Origin of the sequence: Algibacter sp. R77976 (assembly GCF_044594645.1) — a bacterium.
Lineage (GTDB): Bacteria > Bacteroidota > Bacteroidia > Flavobacteriales > Flavobacteriaceae > Algibacter_B.
Genome location: NZ_CP138989.1, coordinates 756948 through 779354 on the forward strand (window position 1 = coordinate 756948; position 22407 = coordinate 779354).

Genomic DNA, 22407 nt, shown 5'->3' on the forward strand with positions numbered 1-22407 from the left:
TTAATTTATCGCATCACCACGCAAAGTTCGGTAGCGTTTTCTAGCATCAACAAAATAAATACTATCGGCGTGATTAAAAATAATTTGCTCGTATAAGGCTTTTGCTTTTTGAGATTCGTTTAGTTGTTTCTCGTAAATTTCTGCTAAATGAAAAAGTGCATCATCTATTAAAATACCGTCTCTATAATTTTCTATAATTAGTTCGTAGTTCATTTTAGCTTTATCAATAGCGCCTTTTAACTCAAATAACTGCGCTTGTTTATATAACGCTTGAGGAATAATAGGTTCTGTTTTGTGTTCTTGAAGAATTTTATCTAACAAACTAATGGCTTCGTCATTTCTATTTTGAAAGGCTAGTAAATCTGATTTTGCATAACGTTTTAAAGCCGTTTGAAGGGAGTCTTCATATTTATTATCTGAAATAAGTAATTTTAAATCTAAAGCATCATTAGCTATAAGTTGCGATGTTGATGCTTTTAATATTTTGAGCTGAGATTCTGCCCATTTAAAATCGCCTTTATAATAACTCGCTTTTGCCACTTTAAAACGCGCCTCTTGAGAAATGGTACTGTTTTTAAGGTTTCTTTGAATTTGTGTATAATAAATTAAGGCTTTATTAAATTGTTCTTGTAATACTAAAATATCGCCTAATTCTAATTTTACATGAGCTTTTTCTAGGGATGATAGAGGTAGCTTTAAACTTGTTTCTAAAAATTTTGTAGCGGCTTTTGTATCGTTTAAATAGAATGCTAAAAAGTGAGCATAAGAAATTTGCAATTCTAAAGTTTCTGATTGTTTACCATAGGTTTTCAATAAATCTTCATACTTGTTCTTAATAGCAACATAATTAGATTTTGAGCTTTCTTTAATATCTATTTTAATTAAATTTTGATGTGCCTTTAGTTTTGTTTCAGCATCTTGAGCATTTTCTATAATATAATTAAAAACATCTTGAGCAATTTCATTTTCATTTTCATTAGAAGCCATTAAAGCCACCTCTTCAATTCTATTTAAGCTCTCCGGTTGCCGTTTATAAATAGCCTTTTCTTGAGTAAATGCTTTTTTGAAATCTTTTTGCTGTATAAACAACCAACTTAATAACTCATTCCAAAGTATGTTAGGTTCTTGCTGCATTTTTTTTAGAAGCAATTTTCTAAACAACTCATTATTTTCATTAACGCCATCTTCAGTTATAAAATCATTTATAGAACGCTTAACATCTCTTACTCTAGCAGGATTTGTTTCTGCAAAGTCGAGATAATTACTAAACATTTTTTCAATATTACCTTGCTCGCCATATATTTGGGCAAGTTGTACACTAAAATTAAAATCGGGATTTAAAGCAGCAGCTTTTTCATAAGAAATAACAGCTTCATTTAGAAGAGAATGGTTTTGAAAACTTCTAGCCACACCAAAAACATGACTAGCTTTTTCATCTATAAAAGCAATTGCTTTTTGATAGTTTTCATTAGCCTTTTGCATATCATTTTTAAGCTGATAATTATACCCTAACTCTACTATAAAGGCTGGGTATTTAACGCGTTCTATCAATTCTGTTAAAAATGTTTCGGCTTCATCATATTGTTCTAATTGTTGATGCGTACTTATAATTTGATTGATGTAATTAATATTTGAAGATGATTGTGCATACAGCTTTTTATACTCTATCAATGCTTTTTCAAATTCCCCATTTTGAAAATAATCTTTAGCAAGCGTTGCATTTTGTGAATACAAAAAACTTGATACAAAAAAACAGAAAAACAAAAGATATCGCATAGCGTAAATATAACAAATGTAGCTTGTTGATTTTATATTAACATCAATTTTTAATTAATGAGAGGCCGATATGAATGGGAATTAGTTCAACAAAAAAAAATTAATACGTTTCACAAACGTTTCTAAAATGAGTTTTACTAAAAAATGCCCGATAAAAATCGGGCACTTACCAACCAAAATAATTTTCCTATTAACTACTTGTCAATTAAACACTCGATTGGGGACAGTCTTTAAATCTTGCTGTTTTAATAAATAAACTTCAGAATAATTTATAATACATACAGATTATTCTGAAGCCATTTAGAATTACAAGAACGACTATTTTCAAAAAATATTATTGGAATTGCAACAAGATTTTTTATTTTAAAAACCCCTTATTTACTCGCAATATTTATTGTACTTTCTTCTGATTCAAACAATTCGAAATCTGAAGATAAAACTTTAGTTGCGAAAAAAATTAAAGCAATTAACAAGACAATGCGCTTAACATTCTTCATAATCAGTAGGTTAAAAAGATTAGGTTAAGCAAACTTGTAAAATAAAAACTAAACCATCAAACTAAATACATTAAAATCGTTAAACAACATGTAAAAAATGTATTTTATCGATTAAAAACTAGAAAAACCGAACTAAATATAGGTTTTTTACTCTAGTTTATGATTTTAAAACCTGTATAAGATTGAAGCGCCTCAGGAACAACAATTCCGTCTTCAGTTTGATAATTCTCAAGAATTCCTGCTAATACTCTAGGTAGTGCTAAAGAACTTCCATTTAGGGTATGAGCTAATTCATTTTTACCATCGCTATTTTTAAATCGAAGTTTTAAACGGTTTGCTTGAAACGTTTCAAAATTTGAAACAGAAGAAATTTCAAGCCATCTATCTTGTGCTGTTGAAAACACTTCAAAATCGTAAGTTAACGCTGAAGCAAAAGAGGTGTCGCCACCGCATAAACGTAAAATTCTATAAGGTAATTTTAACTCTTTTAAAATATCTTTTACATGATCTACCATACCATCTAAAGCTTGATATGATTTACTTGGGTGCTCAACACGAATAATTTCAACCTTATCAAATTGGTGTAACCTATTTAAACCTCTAACGTGTGCGCCATAACTTCCGGCTTCACGACGAAAACATGGAGTATATCCAGTAATTCCAACAGGAAGTTCGCTTTCGCTTAAAACTACATTTCTAAAAATATTAGTTCCTGGTACTTCGGCAGTAGGAATTAAATATAAATTATCTTCGGTAACATGATACATTTGTCCTTCTTTGTCTGGCAATTGTCCTGTGCCTAAAGCCGAAGCTTCATTAACCATAAGTGGTAATTGATATTCGGTATAACCAGCAGCCGTATTTTTATCTAAAAAATAAGCAATTAATGCGCGTTGTAATCTTGCACCTTTACCTTTATATACAGGAAATCCTGCACCTGTAATTTTGTTTCCTAATTCAAAATCTATAATGTCGTATTTTTTTGCTAATTCCCAATGTGGTAAAGCGCCATCATGTAATTTTGGAATATCGCCTGCTTTAAAAATTTCTTCGTTATCTGCTTCAGAATTACCACGAGGCACACTATCATGAGGCACATTTGGTATTTTATATAGCAATTCACTTAAAGCCTCAGTCTTATTATTCAACGCTTCAGAAAGTTCTTTTGAAGCCTCTTTTAACTGACCAGTTTTTTCTTTTAAAAGATTAGCCTTTTGGGCTTCACCAGATTTATATAAGTTTCCTATTTCTTTTGATAAAGCATTAGATTCTGCCAAAGTATTATCTAATTCTGTTTGAAGACGTTTTCTGTCTTCATCAAAATTAATAACTTCATTAACCATTTCCGTAGCATCAATATTTCGTTTTGCTAAACGCTCAATAACTAATTCTTTGTTTTCTCTAATAAAGGGAACTTGTAACATGACTTAAAAATTTAAGGAGCAAATTTAAGGAATTGAATATATAATCACTCTTCTTTTGATGGTAAAATCCAGTTACTATGTTTAAAAGTATTCCACTCCACATTTGCGATATCTATATCTGGATTTATAAAGGTTTTATAGGGTTTACCGTTAATGCTAACTTTACTTTTTACATAAATTGAAACATCTTGCCCATCTTCTTTATACTTTTGTTTTAAACGTTGCGCAAATTGCCACATCACATCTGGCTTTGTTCTTACAGATCTTTTCTGTTTTGTACTTAAGTAGTTGTTTAGATTAACCTTTGTGCGCTTTTCTGTAGCATGGTCTTTAACCCAAAAAGAAGTTTGCCCGCTTTTTACACGCAGCATCATGCGCCATGAAAGTCGGTGGCCTTCTTCTGTCCATAACACATTATCGCCTATAAAATGATGCCTTAATGGTAAGCCAATTTGAATGACGAAATAAATTAAAAAAACTATAATTAACGGTGTTCTTAACTTCGGAATAACAACATCATGCAATGTATAATAAGGTTTGTTTTTAAGGAATAGCATTTGAATTTTTTCTGATGGAAAAAAGAATAAAGAAAACGCTAAAGATAAATATGGAAAAATACCAATTTGAAATATAACAGAATTGAACAAATGAAAGAATATAGAAGCCATAAAAGCATACTTTCTTGTTGGTTTAAATAATAATAACGGAATAATTAAACCATCAAATAAAATACCTCCATAAGCTAATATGTAATGCAACCACTTTTGCTGAAGGAAATCGCCAACAAGTATATAATCTTTTTTGCCCTTCATCATATATTCTATAACCGTAGTGTCTAACCAATCTGGATATAGCTTTGCAATTGATGCATAGGTGTAAACAATAAATAGCTGAAGGATAATAACCCAACGGCACCATTGCGGCATGGAATAGCTTTTAATTTCTGGGTTTAGTTTAGCATCTACAGAAGCGTATTTATGTGCCGGAAGAAACACCATAATACTACTTAAAAGCATCAATAAGTAATAATGGTTATTATACGATGATTTTTGCATTAAATAGGTGGCAGACCACATGATAGCAAAAGCAAACATGCTAAAACGGTATTTATAACCAACCATAATTAGCAACCCAAAAACACCCATAATAGCGTAGTAATAATACATGCCATTTCCAGGTAAGGGTTGCAAAAACTCGAAACCGATAAAATTAAAAGTGAAATCTGGATCGATTAAAGTCCGTTTTATCCAACCTGTAAAAATAGCTCCAACAGATTCGAGAAAACAAAGCAAACCAAAAATAATTCTAAAAATGACTAAGGAAGAATTGTCTATATGTTTAAATAGCCAATTATTTAGCATCTTGATTTGATATGTAAGCTAACGCCGTATTTTTGTCTTTTGCGAGTTGCAGTTTAAGCGCCTCAACCGATTCGAATTTTTCTTCATCACGAATACGATGAAGTAACTCTATCTTTAAAGTTTTCCCGTAAATATCTTCATTAAAATCTAAAAAATGAACTTCAATAGTTTGTTTGTCGCCATTTACGGTAGGGTTCATGCCAATATTCATCATGCCATAAACAAGCTTATCATTTATCATAGCATTTACAATATATGATCCTTGTTTAGGTATTAATTTATAATCTTCTTCAATTTTAATATTAGCAGTTGGGAAGCCTAATTTATTACCTAAACCTCTACCTTTTGTTACCTTACCTGTTAACATAAAATGGTAGCCTAAATATGCATTTACCTTTTCTATCTCACCTTCATTTAAAGCCGTTCTTATTTTTGTTGAACTTACGGCAACATCATTAATATCTTGAACCGAAATTTCCTCTACTTCAAAACCAAAAGTTTCACCAAATACTTTTAAATCATTAATATCAGCATTTCTGTTTCTACCAAATCTATGATCGTATCCAATAATTACTTTTTTTGCATTCAGTTTTTCAACTAAAATGTTTTTTACAAATTCTTCCGCCGAAAGTCTTGAAAACTCTTTGGTAAACTCTTTTATAAGTAAGTAATCTAAGCCTAAATCGTCTAAAATATCATGGCGCTCATTAATGGTGTTAATTAATTTAATGCTAGAATCTTTCTGTAACACCATTCGCGGATGCGGAAAAAAGGTTAAAATTACAGATTGTAAACCTTCAATTTTACCCGTGTTTATTATACGTTTTATTATTTTTTGATGACCAATATGAACACCGTCAAAGGTGCCAATGGTTACAACGGTAGGCTCATTAGATTTATAAGTTTCTATATTTTTTACTTTACTCATTTAATGCCTTAAATTATTAATCTGACAGGGAAAAATTAGATTTATTATATTTGACTTAATAAATTGCCCCAAAAATACTGTTTATGAAAACAAAACTACATTATGTTTTAACAATTGCAATGCTTTTGTCTGTATTTTCAAGTTTTGCTCAGAATTCTTCATGGAATAAAATTAATAGCGTAAAAGATTCTAAAAACTTAACAAATCTTAAACTCGATACTGATAAGGTACACTTCTTTAAGCTTGATATGTCTTCGTTAAAAAAGAATGTGTCTGCAGCTCCTTTAAGAAGTTTATCAAAAAAAACAAGTACTAAAATAATTAGCGTACCGGCTTTAAGTGGCCGTTTAGAAAATTTTAAACTTTACGAAGCTCCTGTTTTCTCTGCTGAACTTGCTGCTAAATATCCAAATATAAAATCTTACGTAGGCATTAGCGTTGAAGACCCAAAAACAAGATTACGAATGAGTGTTTCTCCTCAAGGTGTTCAAACTATGATAACTTCTGTAGGCAAACCATCAGTCTTTATGCAACCCACACAAAAAAATTCTGATGAATATGTGCTGTATGAAAAACAATATGAAAATAAATTATCAAATAGTTTTCAATGCAAAACTATTGACGAAATTGACAAAAAATTTAATAGTTTAACGAGTAAATCATCAAAAATAAACGACGAAGGTGGCGCTAATACTAATACTTTACAAAAATTTAGAATAGCTATTTCCACAACTGCTGAATACACTAATTATCATGATGACAACAATGCTGCAAATGGAGATGCTGTTGCAGATGCATTAGCAGCTATTAACGCAACATTATCAAGAGTTAACCAAGTTTTTGAGACAGACATGGCTGTACGTTTTGAGCTGGTAGATGCAACGGAGCTTATTTACACAGATGCCTCTACAGACCCTTATTCTAATGCTAACATAGGAACAGATAGTGATAATCTTAATAATACTAATGGTTGGAGTTTACAACTTCAAAACAACTTAACCTCTGTAATTGGCAATGCAGCTTATGATGTTGGTCATTTATTTGGTGCCACAGGAGGTGGAGGAAACGCAGGTTGTATTGGTTGTGTTTGCGAAGATGATACTGCATTTACAACCGATAAAAATAAGGGAAGTGCTTATACTTCGCCATCTAATGGTGTTCCTGAAGGTGATACTTTTGATATTAATTATGTTATACATGAAATTGGACATCAAATGGGCGCAAACCATACATGGGCTTTTGATTCTGAAGGAACAGGTGTTAACTCTGAACCTGGCAGCGGAACAACAATAATGGCTTATGCAGGACTTGAAGGTGCTAATAATGTAGAACTTAATAGTGATGATTATTTTCATTACCATAGTATTAAGCAAATATTAGATAATCTAAATACAAAAACGTGTCAAACTACAGAGGCTATTTCAAATAATCCACCAATAGCTGATGCTGGAAATGATTACACAATCCCTCAAGGAACTGCATATGTTTTAAAAGGATCTGCAACAGATTCGGATAGTGGAGATAATCTTACGTATTGCTGGGAACAAATTGATAGCGGAATAACCACAAATCTAAATTTTGGGCCAACATTAGCCTTTGGTTCTATGAACAGGTCTTTACCTCCATCAAGTGACTCTGACAGATACATTCCAAAACTATCTAGTGTATTAGCTGGTAATACAACCCAAACAACTCAAAGTGTAGGAAGTGATTGGGAAACTGTTTCTACCGTTGCAAGAACATTAAATTGGGCACTTACTGTTAGAGATAGAACTCCAACATCTGCAATTGGAGGACAGACTAGTTATGATAGAATGCTTATAACTGTTGAAGATGTAACCCCCTTTACAGTAAATAATCCTATTTCTTGGGCGCAAGGTGCAACGCAAAATATTGAATGGGTTGTTGGACAAACATCTAACGCCACAATAAACTGTCAAAATGTAAATATTAAATTATCAACCGATGGCGGTTTAAGTTTTACTACAATAGCATCAAATACGCCTAATGATGGCTCATATTCTTATACGGTTCCTGCCATGGCAGACACCACTAGCGCTAGATTACTAATTGAAGCTGCAGATAATATTTTTTATGATGTTTCAGACTTTGATTTCTCTATTTCGGCCGACCCAGATTTTTTTATTATTGAAGAAGTTTTATCTCCAATAAGTTGTGGTGAAACAACCGTTGTCTATAATTTTGACTTTGTAGTAGCAAATGGATTTTCAGACACTACAGTTTTTAGTGCAACAGGAATTCCTGGTAGCGGAACAGCTTCTTTTTCTCCTGTAAGCAGAAGCGATTCTGGAAATGTAACCATGACCATTAGTAATTTAGATGGTGTTTCTCAAAACGAATACAATATTACTGTAACGGGAACTGTAACATCTCCTGCTAAAACTAAAAGTAGTGTTTTTAATCTCCCTTACTACAATAGTATTTGTACTTCTATAGCGAATATAGAATACAATACAAGTACAACTTTGGTGAATTTTAATACTATTAATAATGCAACAGCTAAAGGAGATAATATCCCTTTACCTCCTTTAGAAGATGGATATAGTGATTATACTGCGGTTTCTACAGATTTAAATAGGGATAGCTCGTATAATTTAACTGTTAATGTGAATACAGACGGAGGCTTTACAACGAATACAATAGTATGGATAGATTGGAATCAAAATTGTGAATTTGAAGCTGGAGAAGAATTTGATTTAGGTGACGCCTTTAATGTAACAAATGGTGCAACGGGTAATTCACCACTTTCTATTACCATTCCAACTGATGCCATTTTGGGTTCAACAGTAATGCGTGTTTCTACTAAATACAAAGATGACGGAATACCAACATCTTGCGAAAATGGTTTTGATGGCGAGGTTGAAGATTATACCCTTAATATCATGCCAACTTTATCGGTTAAAGAGTTTGGATTTGAAAATTTTGTCGTGTATCCTAACCCAAACAAGGGTGAGTTTACAATTAAATTAAACACACTAGCAACTAGTAAAATAGACGTCCAACTAATTGATTTAAGAGGTCGTATTATTTACAAAAACATATACAAGAATGGTGGTGATTTTGAGGAAACACTACGTTTAAAAAACATTCAATCTGGTATGTACATTTTAAATGTTAGTGATGGTTTGCGACGGTCTACCAAAAAAATAATAATAGAATAAATAAAAAAGGAAGGTAATTATAACCTTCCTTTTTTATTTTCCATTAAACGTATTCATAGTATTATTTATCCCAGCTAATGCAAAAGATTTGATAATTTCAATAGATTTATCTAGTCGTTCGTTAAGGTTTTTGTTTTCAGTTTCTGTCCATTCTCCTAAAACATAATCCACTTGCCTGCCTTTGGTGAAAGCATCACTTATTCCAAATCTAAAGCGGTTGTATTTTGTAGTGTTTAATTTGTCTTGAGTGTCTTTTAAGCCATTATGACCGCCATCACTTCCTTTGGTTTTTATGCGTAAACTTCCAAATGGTAAATTTAAATCGTCTGTTATAACTAACATATTTTCTAAAGGAATCTTTTCTTTCGTTAACCAATACTGAATTGCTTTTCCGCTTAAATTCATATACGTACTAGGTTTTAAAAAAATAAACGTTCGCCCTTTTAATTTATATGTAGCTACATCACCTAGTTTTTGAGTTTCAAAAGTTACATCTTCTTGCTTTGCAAAATGATCTAAAATCTTAAACCCAATGTTATGACGTGTATTTTCATATTTCTCGCCAATATTTCCTAAACCAACTATTAAAAATTTCTTCATAGGATCTTTTTCTTCTATATGTAATTCTCTTTTTTCACTTTTAAATAACTTGAATAAAAAACGACACATAAAAGTTCTTTTTGTAAAAATAAAAAAGCATCCTGAATAAATCAGAATGCTTTTTAATATTTAATATAGAATAATATCTATTCTTGAGCTGCTCCTTCTGCTGCTGGTGCTTCTGCTCCTTCAGCTGCTTCTGCTCCTTCTTCTTCTTCCTCATCGTCTTCAACTGCTGTTCTAGACGTTTTAATTTGACATACAACAATGTTATCTGTATGTAAAAATGTGTAACCTTCGCTTGGTAGTTCACCAACTGCTACTTTATCACCAATTTTAAGATCAGTAATATCTACTTCTATAAAATCTGGTAAGTTTGCAGGAAGTGCTTTAACACGAAGCTTTCTGTTGTTCTTTCTTAAAACACCACCATTTTTAACACCTTTAGAGTTTCCAACAAGTTGTACTGGGATGTCTAAAGCTATTTCTTTATCATCAAATAACTGATAGAAATCTATGTGTAAGATTCTGTCTGTTACTGGGTGAAATTGAATATCTTGAAGTACTGCATTTAATACTTCACCACTTTCTAAATTAATCACAACTGTATGCGCATTAGGCGTGTATACAAGTTTAGAGAAAGCTAATTCTGGTGCTGAGAAATGCACTGGCTTGTCTCCTCCGTATAATACGCAAGGAACCTGACCAGCATTACGTAAGGCTTTTGTTGCTTTTTTGCCTACGCTTTCTCTTTGAGATCCGTTGATTGTAATTGATTTCATAATTGTTATTTAATTGTATTTATATTATTTAATTAATACTCTTTTTTATCGCTTTAATCATTGATTTAGCGGACTGATTACATCACAAATTTTGAACTAATAGATTGGTTATTATGTACTTTTTCCATAACCTCAGCAAACAAGTTTGCACAGCTTAAAACTTTAACTTTATCACTTAAAGGTTTAACAGGAATAGAGTCTGTTACTATTAATTCTTCTAGTTTTGAATTGTTTAAATTATCGTAAGCTTTACCAGATAAAACTGGATGTGTACAAATAGCTCTTACACTAAGTGCGCCACGCTCCATCATTAAATCGGCAGCTTTTGATAGGGTTCCGGCAGTATCAACCATATCATCAACTAATACTACATTTTTTCCTTCTACATTACCAATAAGCTCCATATGTGAAATTATGTTCGCTTTGGCACGTTGCTTATAACAAATTACTACATCACTTTGCAGTGCTTTAGAATAGGCGTAAGCTCTTTTAGAACCTCCCATATCTGGTGATGCAATTGTTAAATTATCTAAATTTAAACTTCTTAAGTATGGCAAAAATATTGTTGATGCAAATAAATGATCTACAGGTTTTTCAAAAAAGCCTTGAATTTGATCGGCGTGCAAATCCATAGTGATAATTCGAGTTGCTCCAGCTGCTTCTAGCATTTTTGCTACCAATTTCGCTGCTATTGGTACACGAGGCTTGTCCTTTCTATCTTGTCTTGCCCAACCAAAATAAGGCAATACAGCAGTAATGTGTCTAGCCGATGCACGTTTTGCAGCATCAATCATTAACAACATTTCCATTAAATTTTCTGGTCCAGGGTTAGTCGAACCAATAATAAAAATTCGGGTTCCTCTTATAGATTCTTCATAAGAAGGTTGAAACTCACCATCGCTATAAGTTGATGTAATAACATTACCTAACTCTGCACCATATGCTTTGGCTATTTTTTCTCCTAAAGCTTTACTTTGTGTACAGGCAAAAATTTTGGCTTCTGTAATTACTATTGGCATGGTAACTTGTTGTTTTAGAGTGCGCAAACACTATGTGATTTTTAACGAGGTGCAAATTTAGACAATTATTTTAACCTGAAAAGTATATTGGATGCTATTTTTATGCTTAATATCGAAAAAAACTATATTTTTGTTGCTCAATTTAAGCTCAAGTGGTGGAATTGGTAGACACGTCGGATTCAAAATCCGATTCTTCGGAGTGCGGGTTCGATTCCCGCCTTGAGTACTAGAGGCTTTAACATGTTTGTTAAAGCCTTTTTTGTTATCAGTTATTTATCTAGCATATCCAGACTTGCAACGGTTCTAAAACCAATATGTTCTGATGATGAATCTAAACTTGACCCCATTCTAGAAGATATTCTATAACTAGCGCAATACGAATCACTACATAAAAAAGACCCACCTTTTATTACTTTTTCTGGCGTATAAGGTTGATTGGGATTATAAGCTTTATCTGGACCTTGAGGATTAATTATGTCTTGGTTACTTGCTTTAAGCGTTTCATAATATTTGATACTATACCAATCGGACACAAATTCCCAAACATTTCCAGCCATATCATATAATCCAAAATCGTTTGGCGCATACGATTTCACAGAAGCTGTTCTTTCAAAACCATCTTCTAAAGTATTATTTACAGGAAATTCACCTTCCCAACTATTAACCATTTTAGAAAGCTCAGACTTGTCGTCACCCCAAAAATAAATAGTACTTGTTCTTTTTCCTCTTGCTGCATATTCCCATTCTGCTTCAGTAGGCAAACGTCTTCCTGCCCATTTGCAATAAGCCTGAGCATCTTCAAAACTAATATGTACAACAGGATGATTTTCTTTTCCTTCAATATTACTATCTGGGCCACTTGGGTGTCTCCAATTTATGCCAATTGCCCAACGCCACCATTGTGAAAAATCATATAAATTAGGTAATGAAGATTTCGTTTTTTTAAACATCAACGATCCTGGTTGCAAAATACTATCATGAGGCTTTGGAGTGCCTTCTGGGAGTTGCTTCTTCATATCTTCCCAGTCAATAACACGTTCTGCAATTGTTACATAATTTGTTTCGTCTACAAACTTTGCAAATTCAGCATTGGTAACCTCTGTAATATCCATAAAAAACCCATCAACAGAAACAGGGTGTTGTGGTTTCTCATGGTTCATGGCTGTTTTATCTTGCGGTACCGCACCCTGTAAAAATGAACCTCCAGGAATCCAAACCATACCTTCGGGAGGGTTTGATATAAACTTATCCTTTAATTCCTGAGAAACTCCTTCAATATGTATTTCTTCTTTAACATCTTCAGTTTCACCCTGCTTTTCTTTACAAGAAAAAACAATTAAACAACAAAAAATAATTTGAGTTACTCCTTTAATTTTATTCATTTTAAAAATTATAAATTAATTGATGTAAATGTATTTATTAATTGCTTTATAACCCAAATATTAAATTTAAAGTATTTTTTATAGCATAAGTTATTACCTTTTCTATCTTTAGGTTTTAATTACCTTTGCATAACTTAAACACGCGCATTTATGATATATTCAATGACAGGTTATGGTAAATCTGTTTTGCAATTACCAACAAAAAAAATAACTATTGAGCTTAAATCTTTAAATAGTAAAAATTTAGATTTAAATGCTAGAATGCCCTCTATTTACAGGGAAAAAGAATTAGCTATAAGAAAAATTCTTGCTGATAAATTGGTGCGTGGAAAAGTAGATTTTTCTATTTATGTTGAAGCTACTGCAGAAGACACATCAACCCAAATAAATACACCTGTTGTTAAACAATATATTGAACAATTAAAACAAGTGGTTGATGGAAATGATATGGATTTGCTTAAAATGGCTGTTCGTTTTCCGGATGCCCTTAATACGGTAAGAGAAGAAATTGATGAAAATGAATGGAAAACTATTGAGTCTGAAATTCATAAAGCCATAAAAGACTTAAACGGCCATAGGTTAGATGAAGGCAAAGTACTTGAGCAAGATTTCAATAAACGTATTGTTTCTATTGAAAACATACTTGAGCAAATAATAGCTATGGATCCTGAACGTGTTGAGGGAGTTCGCGAGCGTTTACTTAAAGGTGTTAATGAATTAAGAGAGAAATACGACGAAAATAGATTTGAACAAGAGTTGGTATATTACATTGAAAAGTTTGATATAACCGAAGAAAAAGTACGTTTAAAAAACCACTTAAATTATTTTACAGAGTCGATAAACTCTAAAGATTCTAACGGGAAAAAACTAGGATTTATTAGTCAAGAAATGGGAAGAGAAATTAATACCATTGGATCTAAAAGTAATTACGCACCTATGCAACAATTAGTTGTACAAATGAAAGACGAGTTAGAAAAAATTAAGGAACAGTTATTGAACGTCCTTTAATTAAAAAGAAAAATAGTGGCAAAAGAGACTAAACAACAAGGCAAACTCATCGTATTTTCAGCGCCATCAGGCTCTGGAAAAACAACTATAGTAAGGCATTTATTAGGTAAAGAAAATCTAAACTTAGAGTTTTCAATATCGGCTGCCTCTAGAGATAAACGAGGAGAAGAAGAGCACGGAAAAGACTATTATTTCTTATCTGCTAAAGAATTCAAAACCAAAATTAAAAATGATGAATTTTTAGAATGGGAAGAAGTTTATCGCGATAATTTTTATGGCACTTTAAAAACTGAAGTAGAACGCATTTGGGCAAAAGGCAAAAACGTTATTTTTGATATTGATGTTTCCGGTGGGCTTAGAATAAAAAGAAAATTCCCAGATGAAACTCTAGCCATTTTTGTAAAACCACCAAGTATAGACGAATTAAAAATTCGTTTAAAAAAGCGTAAAACAGAAAGTGCAGACAAAATAAATATGCGCGTTGCAAAAGCATCAGCAGAATTAGCCACCGCTCCATTATTTGATACTATTATTGTTAATGATGATTTGGAGAAAGCGCTAGCTGAAGCTGAAAAAAAGGTTGATGATTTCGTAAACTCCTAGTATTTTAAAAAATGAAGATTGGTTTATATTTTGGTTCATTTAACCCCATACATATTGGGCATTTGGTTATTGCAAACCACATGGCAGAATACAGCGATTTAGATCAAATTTGGTTTGTAGTTACACCGCATAATCCTTTTAAAAAGAAAAGTAGCTTACTTGATAACCACCAACGTTTAGAGATGGTTTATCAAGCCACAAAAGATTATATAAAACTAAAAGCTAACGATATAGAGTTTAATTTACCTCAGCCAAATTACACCATAAATACACTTGCTCATTTACAAGAAAAATATCCCGATAATGAGTTTGCTCTAATTATGGGAGAAGATAATTTGAAGAGTTTTCACAAGTGGAAAAATTATGAGGTTATTCTTGAAAACCATAATATATATGTGTACCCTAGAATTTCAGATAGTAAGGTTGATACTCAATTTAATGGGCATAAAAAAATACATCATATAGATGCACCAATAATGCAACTCTCCTCTACATTTATTCGTAAAGCGATAAAAGCAGGAAAAAATGTTGAACCCATGTTACCTAAAAACGTTTGGGAATATTTGGATGAGATGAATTTTTATAAATAATAAAAGTAAAAGAATAGCCCGCTTTTAAAATCAGCTTTAGTTTTGCCACACATACTTAAAAACAAAAACATTGAGGTTCATATAGACTTTCCTAATGAACATTATAATTTTTCAAGATTCGATTGGACTGGAAAAATTACCGATGTAAAATTTAAAAACATAAAAGTATCAAGTGTTGAAAGCTTAACTTGTAAAAATGAACACCATTATGGAAAAGGGTTTTATAACGAATTTGGTATTGATAACGCTTTAGGGTTTAATGAAACACCCATAGGTGGTTGGTTTCATAAAATTGGTATAGGCTTATTAAAAAAAGAAGATAACACGTATCAGATTAACAACAATTACGAAATTAAACCTGCTTATTTTAAAATTACTTCTAAACCAAATAGCGTCTTTATTACTTGTAAATCTGATTCTGTAAATGGGTATTCCTATATTTTGGAAAAAGAGATTCAAGTACATGAAAATGATTTTACTATTACATATCATTTACAAAATACGGGCACTAAAAACATGTCTTCTAGCGAATATGTCCATAATTTTATTGCGATAAATAATGATTTAATAAGTAGTAATTATGTATTAAATTTTCCATTTGAAATAAAACCAAAGCTTTTTATTGAAACGGTAAATCCAGAACAAAAAGTTGAAATTGGGCAAAAGAAAATTACGTTTAAGGGTACACCAAACACACCTTTCTTTTTCAGTAACCTTTCTGGGAACAAGAATGTTAACTCGAAATGGGAACTAACAAACCTAAATAGTAGAATTACTATTAGTGAAACTGGAAATTTTAAAACCAATAAAGTAAATATTTGGGGGAGTAAACACGTAATTAGTCCAGAGCTATTTTTCGATATTTTTATAAAACCTGGAGAATCTAAAAAGTGGTCAAGAATATTCAAATTTTATAACCTAAAATAAATCCATTAAAAAAGCCAACTCTTTCAAGTTGGCTTCGAACATAATATAATTAAGTTCTTATGTTCTAATCTAGCGCTGGAATTCTTAATTCTTCTTGACCAGGGTATATTTTATCTGGCTCTGTAAGCATTGGTTTATTGGCTTCAAAAATAACAGAGTATTTAATAGCGTTACCATAATATGTTTTTGTATCAGGATTGTTTAACATTTGCGCATCAAACACTAAATAATCTATTAAAAAACAGGATAGTGCAGGATACCGCATGATTGTGCAGGATAGATTTTTAAATAATGTTTATGGTGTATTTTTATCTGCATCTTAACGAAATAATTTATTGTTTCTCTAAAAATTTCAGAATATTTAACCATATTCTCAAAAAATCACCCCAAAACCTATCAATTTAGTTAATTATTGTTTTGAATTTTTAAACAAATAATAATTACACTTTAACTTCTTTGTATTTGGACTAATTAACTAAACCAAAAAGGGATGAAAAGAATTATTTCTAAAATTACAGCTTTCTTATTATTAACTATGCTTACGCTTCAAGTACAAGCGCAAATTGTTGAAGGAACTATTTACAACTTAAAAAATGTCGCAACAGGCGAATATTTAAAAGGTGTATCCACTAGTGTATACGAGTCTGGTCCTTTAGGTGCCGGAGGCGCAGATTTTAATTTTAATTTTGTTGCAGCTGGTGCAGGAGATGCATATTGGAACATTGATAGTGATAACAGAGGTGTAATGCGAGGTCAAGGAGGAGCAAGAACTACAGTTCATACCACAAAAGCACCTCCTACGGCTGATAATGATAAAGTTTGGACAGCAGTTAATGTTGAAGATAATGTTTATCAGTTTTATTTAAAAGATAATGCGACCATGTTGGTACATTGGGACACTATTACTAGTACCCTTAAACTTCTTGCTGACGCAACAGATGACAGTACTAAATGGGAGCTTGAGTCTCAAGTAGTGCTAGAACCTTATAATGGTGTGGCTTATAATGGTGTAACACCGCAAATTGGAGTTACTCCTGATACTCCAGTAGTTATAGAGCTTGAAAATTATGATGCATTAAACACAGACCCTTCTGGAGACGGTGGGAATTTTAGTGATAATACAGACAACATTCCTACTGGAGTCGCAGCAACATATAACGATAGGACTGCAGGAGGTAACGCAGCACAAACAGTTAGACTGACTAGTGATGTTGGTATTAAAGCTGGCGCAACTGGCAATGTTCTTACAGACGTTTTACCTAATGAGTATACAATATATACCGTTAATGTAATAACTGCAGGTACTTACCACATGGGAGTTAACTATAAACATGGTGGAACTAGTAAAGATATTAAAGTGTATTCGCATAAAACTGATGGAACTGGCAAAACATTGCTATATGATTCAGGACCAGATGGCGGTCTACCAAAAAGTGATTATGTCACGACAGATAACTTAGGAGAATTTGATTTACCTGCTGGCCCGTTACTAATTAGATTTAGAATTATGGATAATGGTCCTAGCTTTGATTTTATGACCTTTACACTTAAGCCTGAAGAGATAGAAGATGCCGATGGTGACGGAGAAAGCGCTGATACAGATTGTGATGATAACAATCCAGATGTAAACTCTTCTGCAACTGAAATTCTTTACGATGGTATCGATAACGATTGTAACCCTGATACTTTAGATACCGAAGATGTCGATGGTGACGGTGAAAACTCAGATACGGATTGTGATGATAACAATGCTGAAGTAAACTCTGCCGCTACTGAGATCCTTTATGACGGTATCGATAACGATTGTAACCCAGAGACTTTAGATACTCAAGATGCCGATGGTGACGGTGAAAACTCAGATACGGATTGTGATGATAATAATGCTGAAGTAAACTCTGCCGCTACTGAAATTCTTTACGACGGTATCGATAATGATTGTAACCCTGATACTTTAGATACCGAAGATGCCGATGGTGACGGTGAAAACTCAGATACGGATTGTGATGATAACAATGCTGAAGTAAACTCTGCTGCTACTGAGATCCTTTATGACGGTATCGATAACGATTGTAACCCTGAGACTTTAGATACTCAAGATGCCGATGGTGACGGAGAAAACTCAGATACGGATTGTGATGATAACAATGCTGAAATAAACTCTTCGGCTACCGAAATATTAGATAATGGTATTGATGATGATTGTAACCCGGAGACTTTAGATAGTTCAGCAGATAGCGACGATGATGGTGATGGGCAAACTGAAAATGAAGGTGATTGTGATGATACAGATGCTGAAGTAAACTCTGCAGCTACTGAAATTCTTTACGATGGTATCGATAACGATTGTAACCCTGATACTTTAGATACCGAAGATGTCGATGGTGACGGTGAAAACTCAGATACGGATTGTGATGACAATAATGCTGAAGTAAACTCTGCAGCTACTGAAATTCTTTACGACGGTATCGATAACGATTGTAACCCTGATACTTTAGATACTCAAGATGCCGATGGTGATGGTGAAAACTCAGATACGGATTGTGATGATAACAATGCTGACGTAAACTCTGCCGCTACTGAAATTCTTTACGACGGTATCGATAATGATTGTAACCCTGATACTTTAGATACTCAAGATGCCGATGGTGACGGTGAAAACTCAGATACGGATTGTGATGATAATAATGCTGAAGTAAACTCTGCAGCTACTGAAATTCTTTACGATGGTATCGATAACGATTGTAACCCAGAGACTTTAGATACTCAAGATGCCGATGGTGACGGTGAAAACTCAGATACGGATTGTGATGATAATAATGCTAAAGTAAACTCTGCAGCTACTGAAATTCTTTACGATGGTATCGATAACGATTGTAACCCTGATACTTTAGATACTCAAGATGTCGATGGTGACGGTGAAAACTCAGATACGGATTGTGATGATAATAATGCTGAAATAAACTCTTCGGCTACCGAAATATTAGATAATGGTATTGATGATGATTGTAACCCGGAGACTTTAGATAGTTCAGCAGATAGCGACGATGATGGTGATGGGCAAACTGAAAATGAAGGTGATTGTGATGATACAGATGCTGAAGTAAACTCTGCCGCTACTGAAATTCTTTACGATGGTATCGATAACGATTGTAACCCTGAGACTTTAGATACTCAAGATGCCGATGGTGACGGTGAAAACTCAGATACGGATTGTGATGATAACAATGCGGAAGTAAACTCTGCAGCTACTGAAATTCTTTACGACGGTATCGACAATGATTGTAACCCTGAGACTTTAGATACTCAAGATGCCGATGGTGACGGTGAAAACTCAGATACGGATTGTGATGATAATAATGCTGAAGTAAACTCTGCCGCTACTGAAATATTAGGCAATGGTATTGATGATGATTGTAACCCAGATACCTTAGATACAACATTGGCGTCATATAATGGTATAGCTTATAATGCTGTAACACCTCAAATTGGAATTAACCCTGGCACTCCTGTGTTAATAGAACTTGAAAATTATGATGAATTAATAGGAGAACCTTCTGGTGATGATGGTGCAAACTTTAATGATAACACAGATAATATTCCTACTGGAGTCTTAGGAACATATAACGATAGAACCGCTGGAGGCTCTACATCAGGTACACAAACGGTTAGGACATCTAGTGATGCTGATATTAAAGCTGGTGGTTCTGGCAATGTTCTTACAGACGTTTTACCTAATGAGTATACAATATACACCATTAACGTAGTAACTGCGGGTACTTACCACATGGGAGTTAACTATAAACATGGTGGAACTAGTAAAGATATTAAAGTGTATTCGCATAAAACTGATGGAACTGGCAAAACATTGCTATATGATTCAGGACCAGATGGCGGTCTACCAAAAAGTAATTATGTCACGACAGATAACTTAGGAGAATTTGATTTACCTGCTGGCCCATTACTAATTAGGTTTAGAATTATGGATAATGGTCCTAGTTTTGATTTTATGACCTTTACACTTAAGCCTGAAGAAATAGAAGATGCCGATGGTGACGGAGAAAGCGCTGATACTGATTGTGATGATAACAATCCAGATGTAAACTCGGCTGCTACTGAAATTCTTTACGATGGTATCGATAATGATTGTAACCCAGAGACTTTAGATACTCAAGATGCCGATGGTGACGGAGAAAACTCAGATACGGATTGTGATGATAACAATGCGGAAGTAAACTCTGCCGCTACTGAAATTCTTTACGATGGTATCGATAACGATTGTAACCCTGAGACTTTAGATACTCAAGATGCCGATGGTGACGGTGAAAACTCAGATACGGATTGTGATGATAACAATGCTGAAGTAAACTCTGCCGCTACTGAAATTCTTTACGATGGTATCGATAACGATTGTAACCCTGATACTTTAGATACTCAAGATGCCGATGGTGACGGTGAAAACTCAGATACGGATTGTGATGATAACAATGCTGAAGTAAACTCCTCTGCCATTGAAATATTAGACAATGGAATTGATGATGATTGTAACCCAGAAACACCTGATACAATTGATTATTCAATATTTGTTTGGACTGGTACAATTGATTCAGATTGGAATAATACAGGTAACTGGGCAAGTAATAATGCACCAAGTTTAATACCTGAAAAGGATGTTACAATACCAAATGTAGGCGTAAACAACTATCCTCTATTAACAGACAATCTTATATTAGATGAAGGTTTAAGTTTAATAGTTGAAAACAATGCATCATTAACAATGAGTCCAAATACTGAGCTTACTAATCATGGAACAGTAATTAATAATGGTACCATAACATTTAAATCAGATGCAATGGGGTCAGCTTATATTGGTTCAGGAACCGGTACTTTTACAGGTGATTTTACAGTAGAACGTTATATCCCTGCTAAAAGAGCATATCGCCAATTAGCTTCTCCGGTTACAACTAGTACTCCTATTTCTGAAAACTGGCAAATGGCTACCCATATTACTGGTTCTGCATCTGGCGCTAATGGTTTTGATGCTACAAGTACAGGTAACTCATCTATGTATGTTTTTGATAATGATGCCTATAATTATGTACAAATGGCTAATACCAATGCTACTAATTTAGATCCTAACACCATGTATCACATTTTGGTTAGAGGAGATAGAAATACGGATTTAACAAATAATAATGCAACACCTTCTGTTACCACATTACGTGCAACAGGAGAGTTAACAGCAGAAAACGAAGGTTCAAGCACAATAGCAATCACGGTTCCTGAACAACGATTTATTGCCATAGGTAATCCTTTCCAATCACAAGTGGATATGGATGCTGTATTAACTACTAATGCAACTAACATTACCCCAACTTTCTATTGGGTTTGGGATCCTACTCTAGGGTACAGAGGTGCCTACACCACTATTATTGCATCCTCAGGTATGTCTGTTCCAGCAGATTCTGATGCTAATCAGTATTTACAAGCTGGTCAAGCTGGTTGGGTATATACTCAAGGTGCTGGAGACTCATCGCTAAGTTTCACACAAGCAAGTAAAGCTAATTCAGAAATGGAGACAGAGGTTTTTAAAACTTCTAGCAAAAATGATGAAAGTGTGGGGCAACTTTCCTTATCATTATATGAAAGTAGTGCATTGGCTAACAATGAATCGGCTGCAGATGGTTTATTAATTCTTTTTGATACAGAAGGAAACAATGCTGTAGATGGATTAGACGCACCTAAAATCACTAACTTAGATGAGAATTTTGCAACAAATAACAATGGTACGTTATTGAGTATTGAAAACAGAGCCGCTCCTCAAGATGCAGAAGAAATACAATTAGAAATCAATACGTATAGAAACACCAATTATACGATTGTAGCTGAAGGTATTGCAATGCAAGGAGAAACAGCTTATTTATCGGATGCTTATACTTCCGTTTTAACTGAAATTCCACAAAACGGAACCGTTAACTATGCATATAGTGTTGATTCTAGCATAGAAGAGTCAGTAGCGGGAGATAGGTTTAAAATAATTTATGCTGCCACGGCTTTATCAGTTGACACCTTAGATATGGATAAAATTTTATTATATCCTAATCCAACAAGTATCGGTAAATTTTACTTAAATATCCCGTTAGAAATGGATGATTTAGAAGTTACTATTTACAATGCTCTAGGAGCCAAAATATATAATAAAACTGGATTAACTGGAGGTAGTAAAGCAACTATCGATACAAGCTTCATCCTAAATCAAGGTATGTATTTTGTGAAATTGAGTTCGCATGGTAAAACAATCATGAAAAAATTAAATATTAATTAATAAAAA

At 33.3% G+C, this 22407-nt stretch carries 14 protein-coding genes, 1 tRNA gene and 1 pseudogene; 7 read left to right on the top strand and 9 right to left on the bottom strand.

Translation table 11 applies throughout. The features are described 5' to 3' along the window. The 4 genes from SJY43_RS03295 to SJY43_RS03310 all read right to left on the bottom strand — a co-directional run bounded on the left by SJY43_RS03295 (position 1) and on the right by SJY43_RS03310 (position 5986). Positions 1 to 1734, bottom strand: coding sequence for a tetratricopeptide repeat protein (locus SJY43_RS03295; protein WP_396602422.1), 1734 nt, complete (start codon positions 1732 to 1734; stop codon positions 1 to 3). A gap of 691 nt (positions 1735 to 2425) precedes the next feature. After that, positions 2426 to 3697: a serine--tRNA ligase gene (gene serS / locus SJY43_RS03300; protein WP_396602423.1), complete on the bottom strand. Its 1272-nt coding sequence runs from the start codon at positions 3695 to 3697 to the stop codon at positions 2426 to 2428. 44 nt (positions 3698 to 3741) lie between these two features. Then, the gene (locus SJY43_RS03305; protein WP_396602424.1) at positions 3742 to 5058 is read right to left on the bottom strand and encodes an HTTM domain-containing protein; all 1317 of its coding nucleotides are present in this window, start codon (positions 5056 to 5058) and stop codon (positions 3742 to 3744) included. Further along, positions 5048 to 5986, bottom strand: a complete 939-nt coding sequence (locus SJY43_RS03310) for a bifunctional riboflavin kinase/FAD synthetase (protein ID WP_396602425.1) — start codon at positions 5984 to 5986, stop codon at positions 5048 to 5050. Before SJY43_RS03310 ends, SJY43_RS03305 begins: the two co-directional genes overlap by 11 nt. An 83-nt stretch (positions 5987 to 6069) precedes the next feature. Between SJY43_RS03310 and SJY43_RS03315 the strand changes: the two genes are divergently transcribed. Further along, positions 6070 to 9168, top strand: coding sequence for a reprolysin-like metallopeptidase (locus tag SJY43_RS03315; protein WP_396602426.1), 3099 nt, complete (start codon positions 6070 to 6072; stop codon positions 9166 to 9168). 33 nt (positions 9169 to 9201) lie between these two features. Here SJY43_RS03315 and pth read toward each other — a convergent pair whose 3' ends face one another. The 3 genes from pth to SJY43_RS03330 form a co-directional block, all read right to left on the bottom strand. After that, positions 9202 to 9837, bottom strand: a complete 636-nt coding sequence (gene pth, locus SJY43_RS03320) for an aminoacyl-tRNA hydrolase (protein ID WP_396602427.1) — start codon at positions 9835 to 9837, stop codon at positions 9202 to 9204. A 77-nt stretch (positions 9838 to 9914) separates the two neighbouring features. After that, positions 9915 to 10550 (bottom strand): 50S ribosomal protein L25/general stress protein Ctc, encoded by a 636-nt coding sequence (locus SJY43_RS03325; protein WP_396602428.1) that lies wholly within the window; start codon positions 10548 to 10550, stop codon positions 9915 to 9917. A 77-nt stretch (positions 10551 to 10627) separates the two neighbouring features. Beyond that, the gene (locus SJY43_RS03330) at positions 10628 to 11569 is read right to left on the bottom strand and encodes a ribose-phosphate pyrophosphokinase (RefSeq protein ID WP_396603386.1); all 942 of its coding nucleotides are present in this window, start codon (positions 11567 to 11569) and stop codon (positions 10628 to 10630) included. A 146-nt stretch (positions 11570 to 11715) separates the two neighbouring features. On the opposite strand from SJY43_RS03330, the gene SJY43_RS03335 reads away from it, so the two are divergent. Beyond that, positions 11716 to 11795, top strand: a tRNA-Leu gene (locus SJY43_RS03335). Positions 11796 to 11838: 43 nt separating this feature from the next. Here SJY43_RS03335 and SJY43_RS03340 read toward each other — a convergent pair. Further along, the gene (locus SJY43_RS03340) at positions 11839 to 12951 is read right to left on the bottom strand and encodes a formylglycine-generating enzyme family protein (protein ID WP_396602429.1); all 1113 of its coding nucleotides are present in this window, start codon (positions 12949 to 12951) and stop codon (positions 11839 to 11841) included. Between the two features lie 150 nt (positions 12952 to 13101). On the opposite strand from SJY43_RS03340, the gene SJY43_RS03345 reads away from it, so the two are divergent. The 4 genes from SJY43_RS03345 to SJY43_RS03360 are packed head-to-tail and all read left to right on the top strand — an operon-like array spanning position 13102 to position 16079. Continuing rightward, on the top strand, positions 13102 to 13959 hold the full coding sequence (locus tag SJY43_RS03345) for a YicC/YloC family endoribonuclease (RefSeq protein WP_396602430.1): 858 nt from the start codon (positions 13102 to 13104) through the stop codon (positions 13957 to 13959). A 15-nt stretch (positions 13960 to 13974) separates the two neighbouring features. After that, complete coding sequence (gene gmk, locus SJY43_RS03350) at positions 13975 to 14562, top strand: guanylate kinase (protein ID WP_396602431.1); 588 nt, start codon at positions 13975 to 13977, stop codon at positions 14560 to 14562. Positions 14563 to 14573: 11 nt separating this feature from the next. Next, complete coding sequence (gene nadD / locus SJY43_RS03355) at positions 14574 to 15152, top strand: nicotinate (nicotinamide) nucleotide adenylyltransferase (protein ID WP_396602432.1); 579 nt, start codon at positions 14574 to 14576, stop codon at positions 15150 to 15152. A gap of 42 nt (positions 15153 to 15194) precedes the next feature. Then, positions 15195 to 16079, top strand: coding sequence for a hypothetical protein (locus SJY43_RS03360; RefSeq protein WP_396602433.1), 885 nt, complete (start codon positions 15195 to 15197; stop codon positions 16077 to 16079). 64 nt (positions 16080 to 16143) lie between these two features. Here SJY43_RS03360 and SJY43_RS03365 read toward each other — a convergent pair. After that, positions 16144 to 16266: pseudogene (locus SJY43_RS03365) on the bottom strand (peptidoglycan-binding protein LysM); the annotation flags it as partial. A gap of 303 nt (positions 16267 to 16569) precedes the next feature. Here SJY43_RS03365 and SJY43_RS03370 point away from each other — a divergent pair. Further along, the gene (locus SJY43_RS03370; RefSeq protein ID WP_396602434.1) at positions 16570 to 22401 is read left to right on the top strand and encodes a MopE-related protein; all 5832 of its coding nucleotides are present in this window, start codon (positions 16570 to 16572) and stop codon (positions 22399 to 22401) included. The last annotated feature ends 6 nt before the right edge of the window (positions 22402 to 22407 follow it).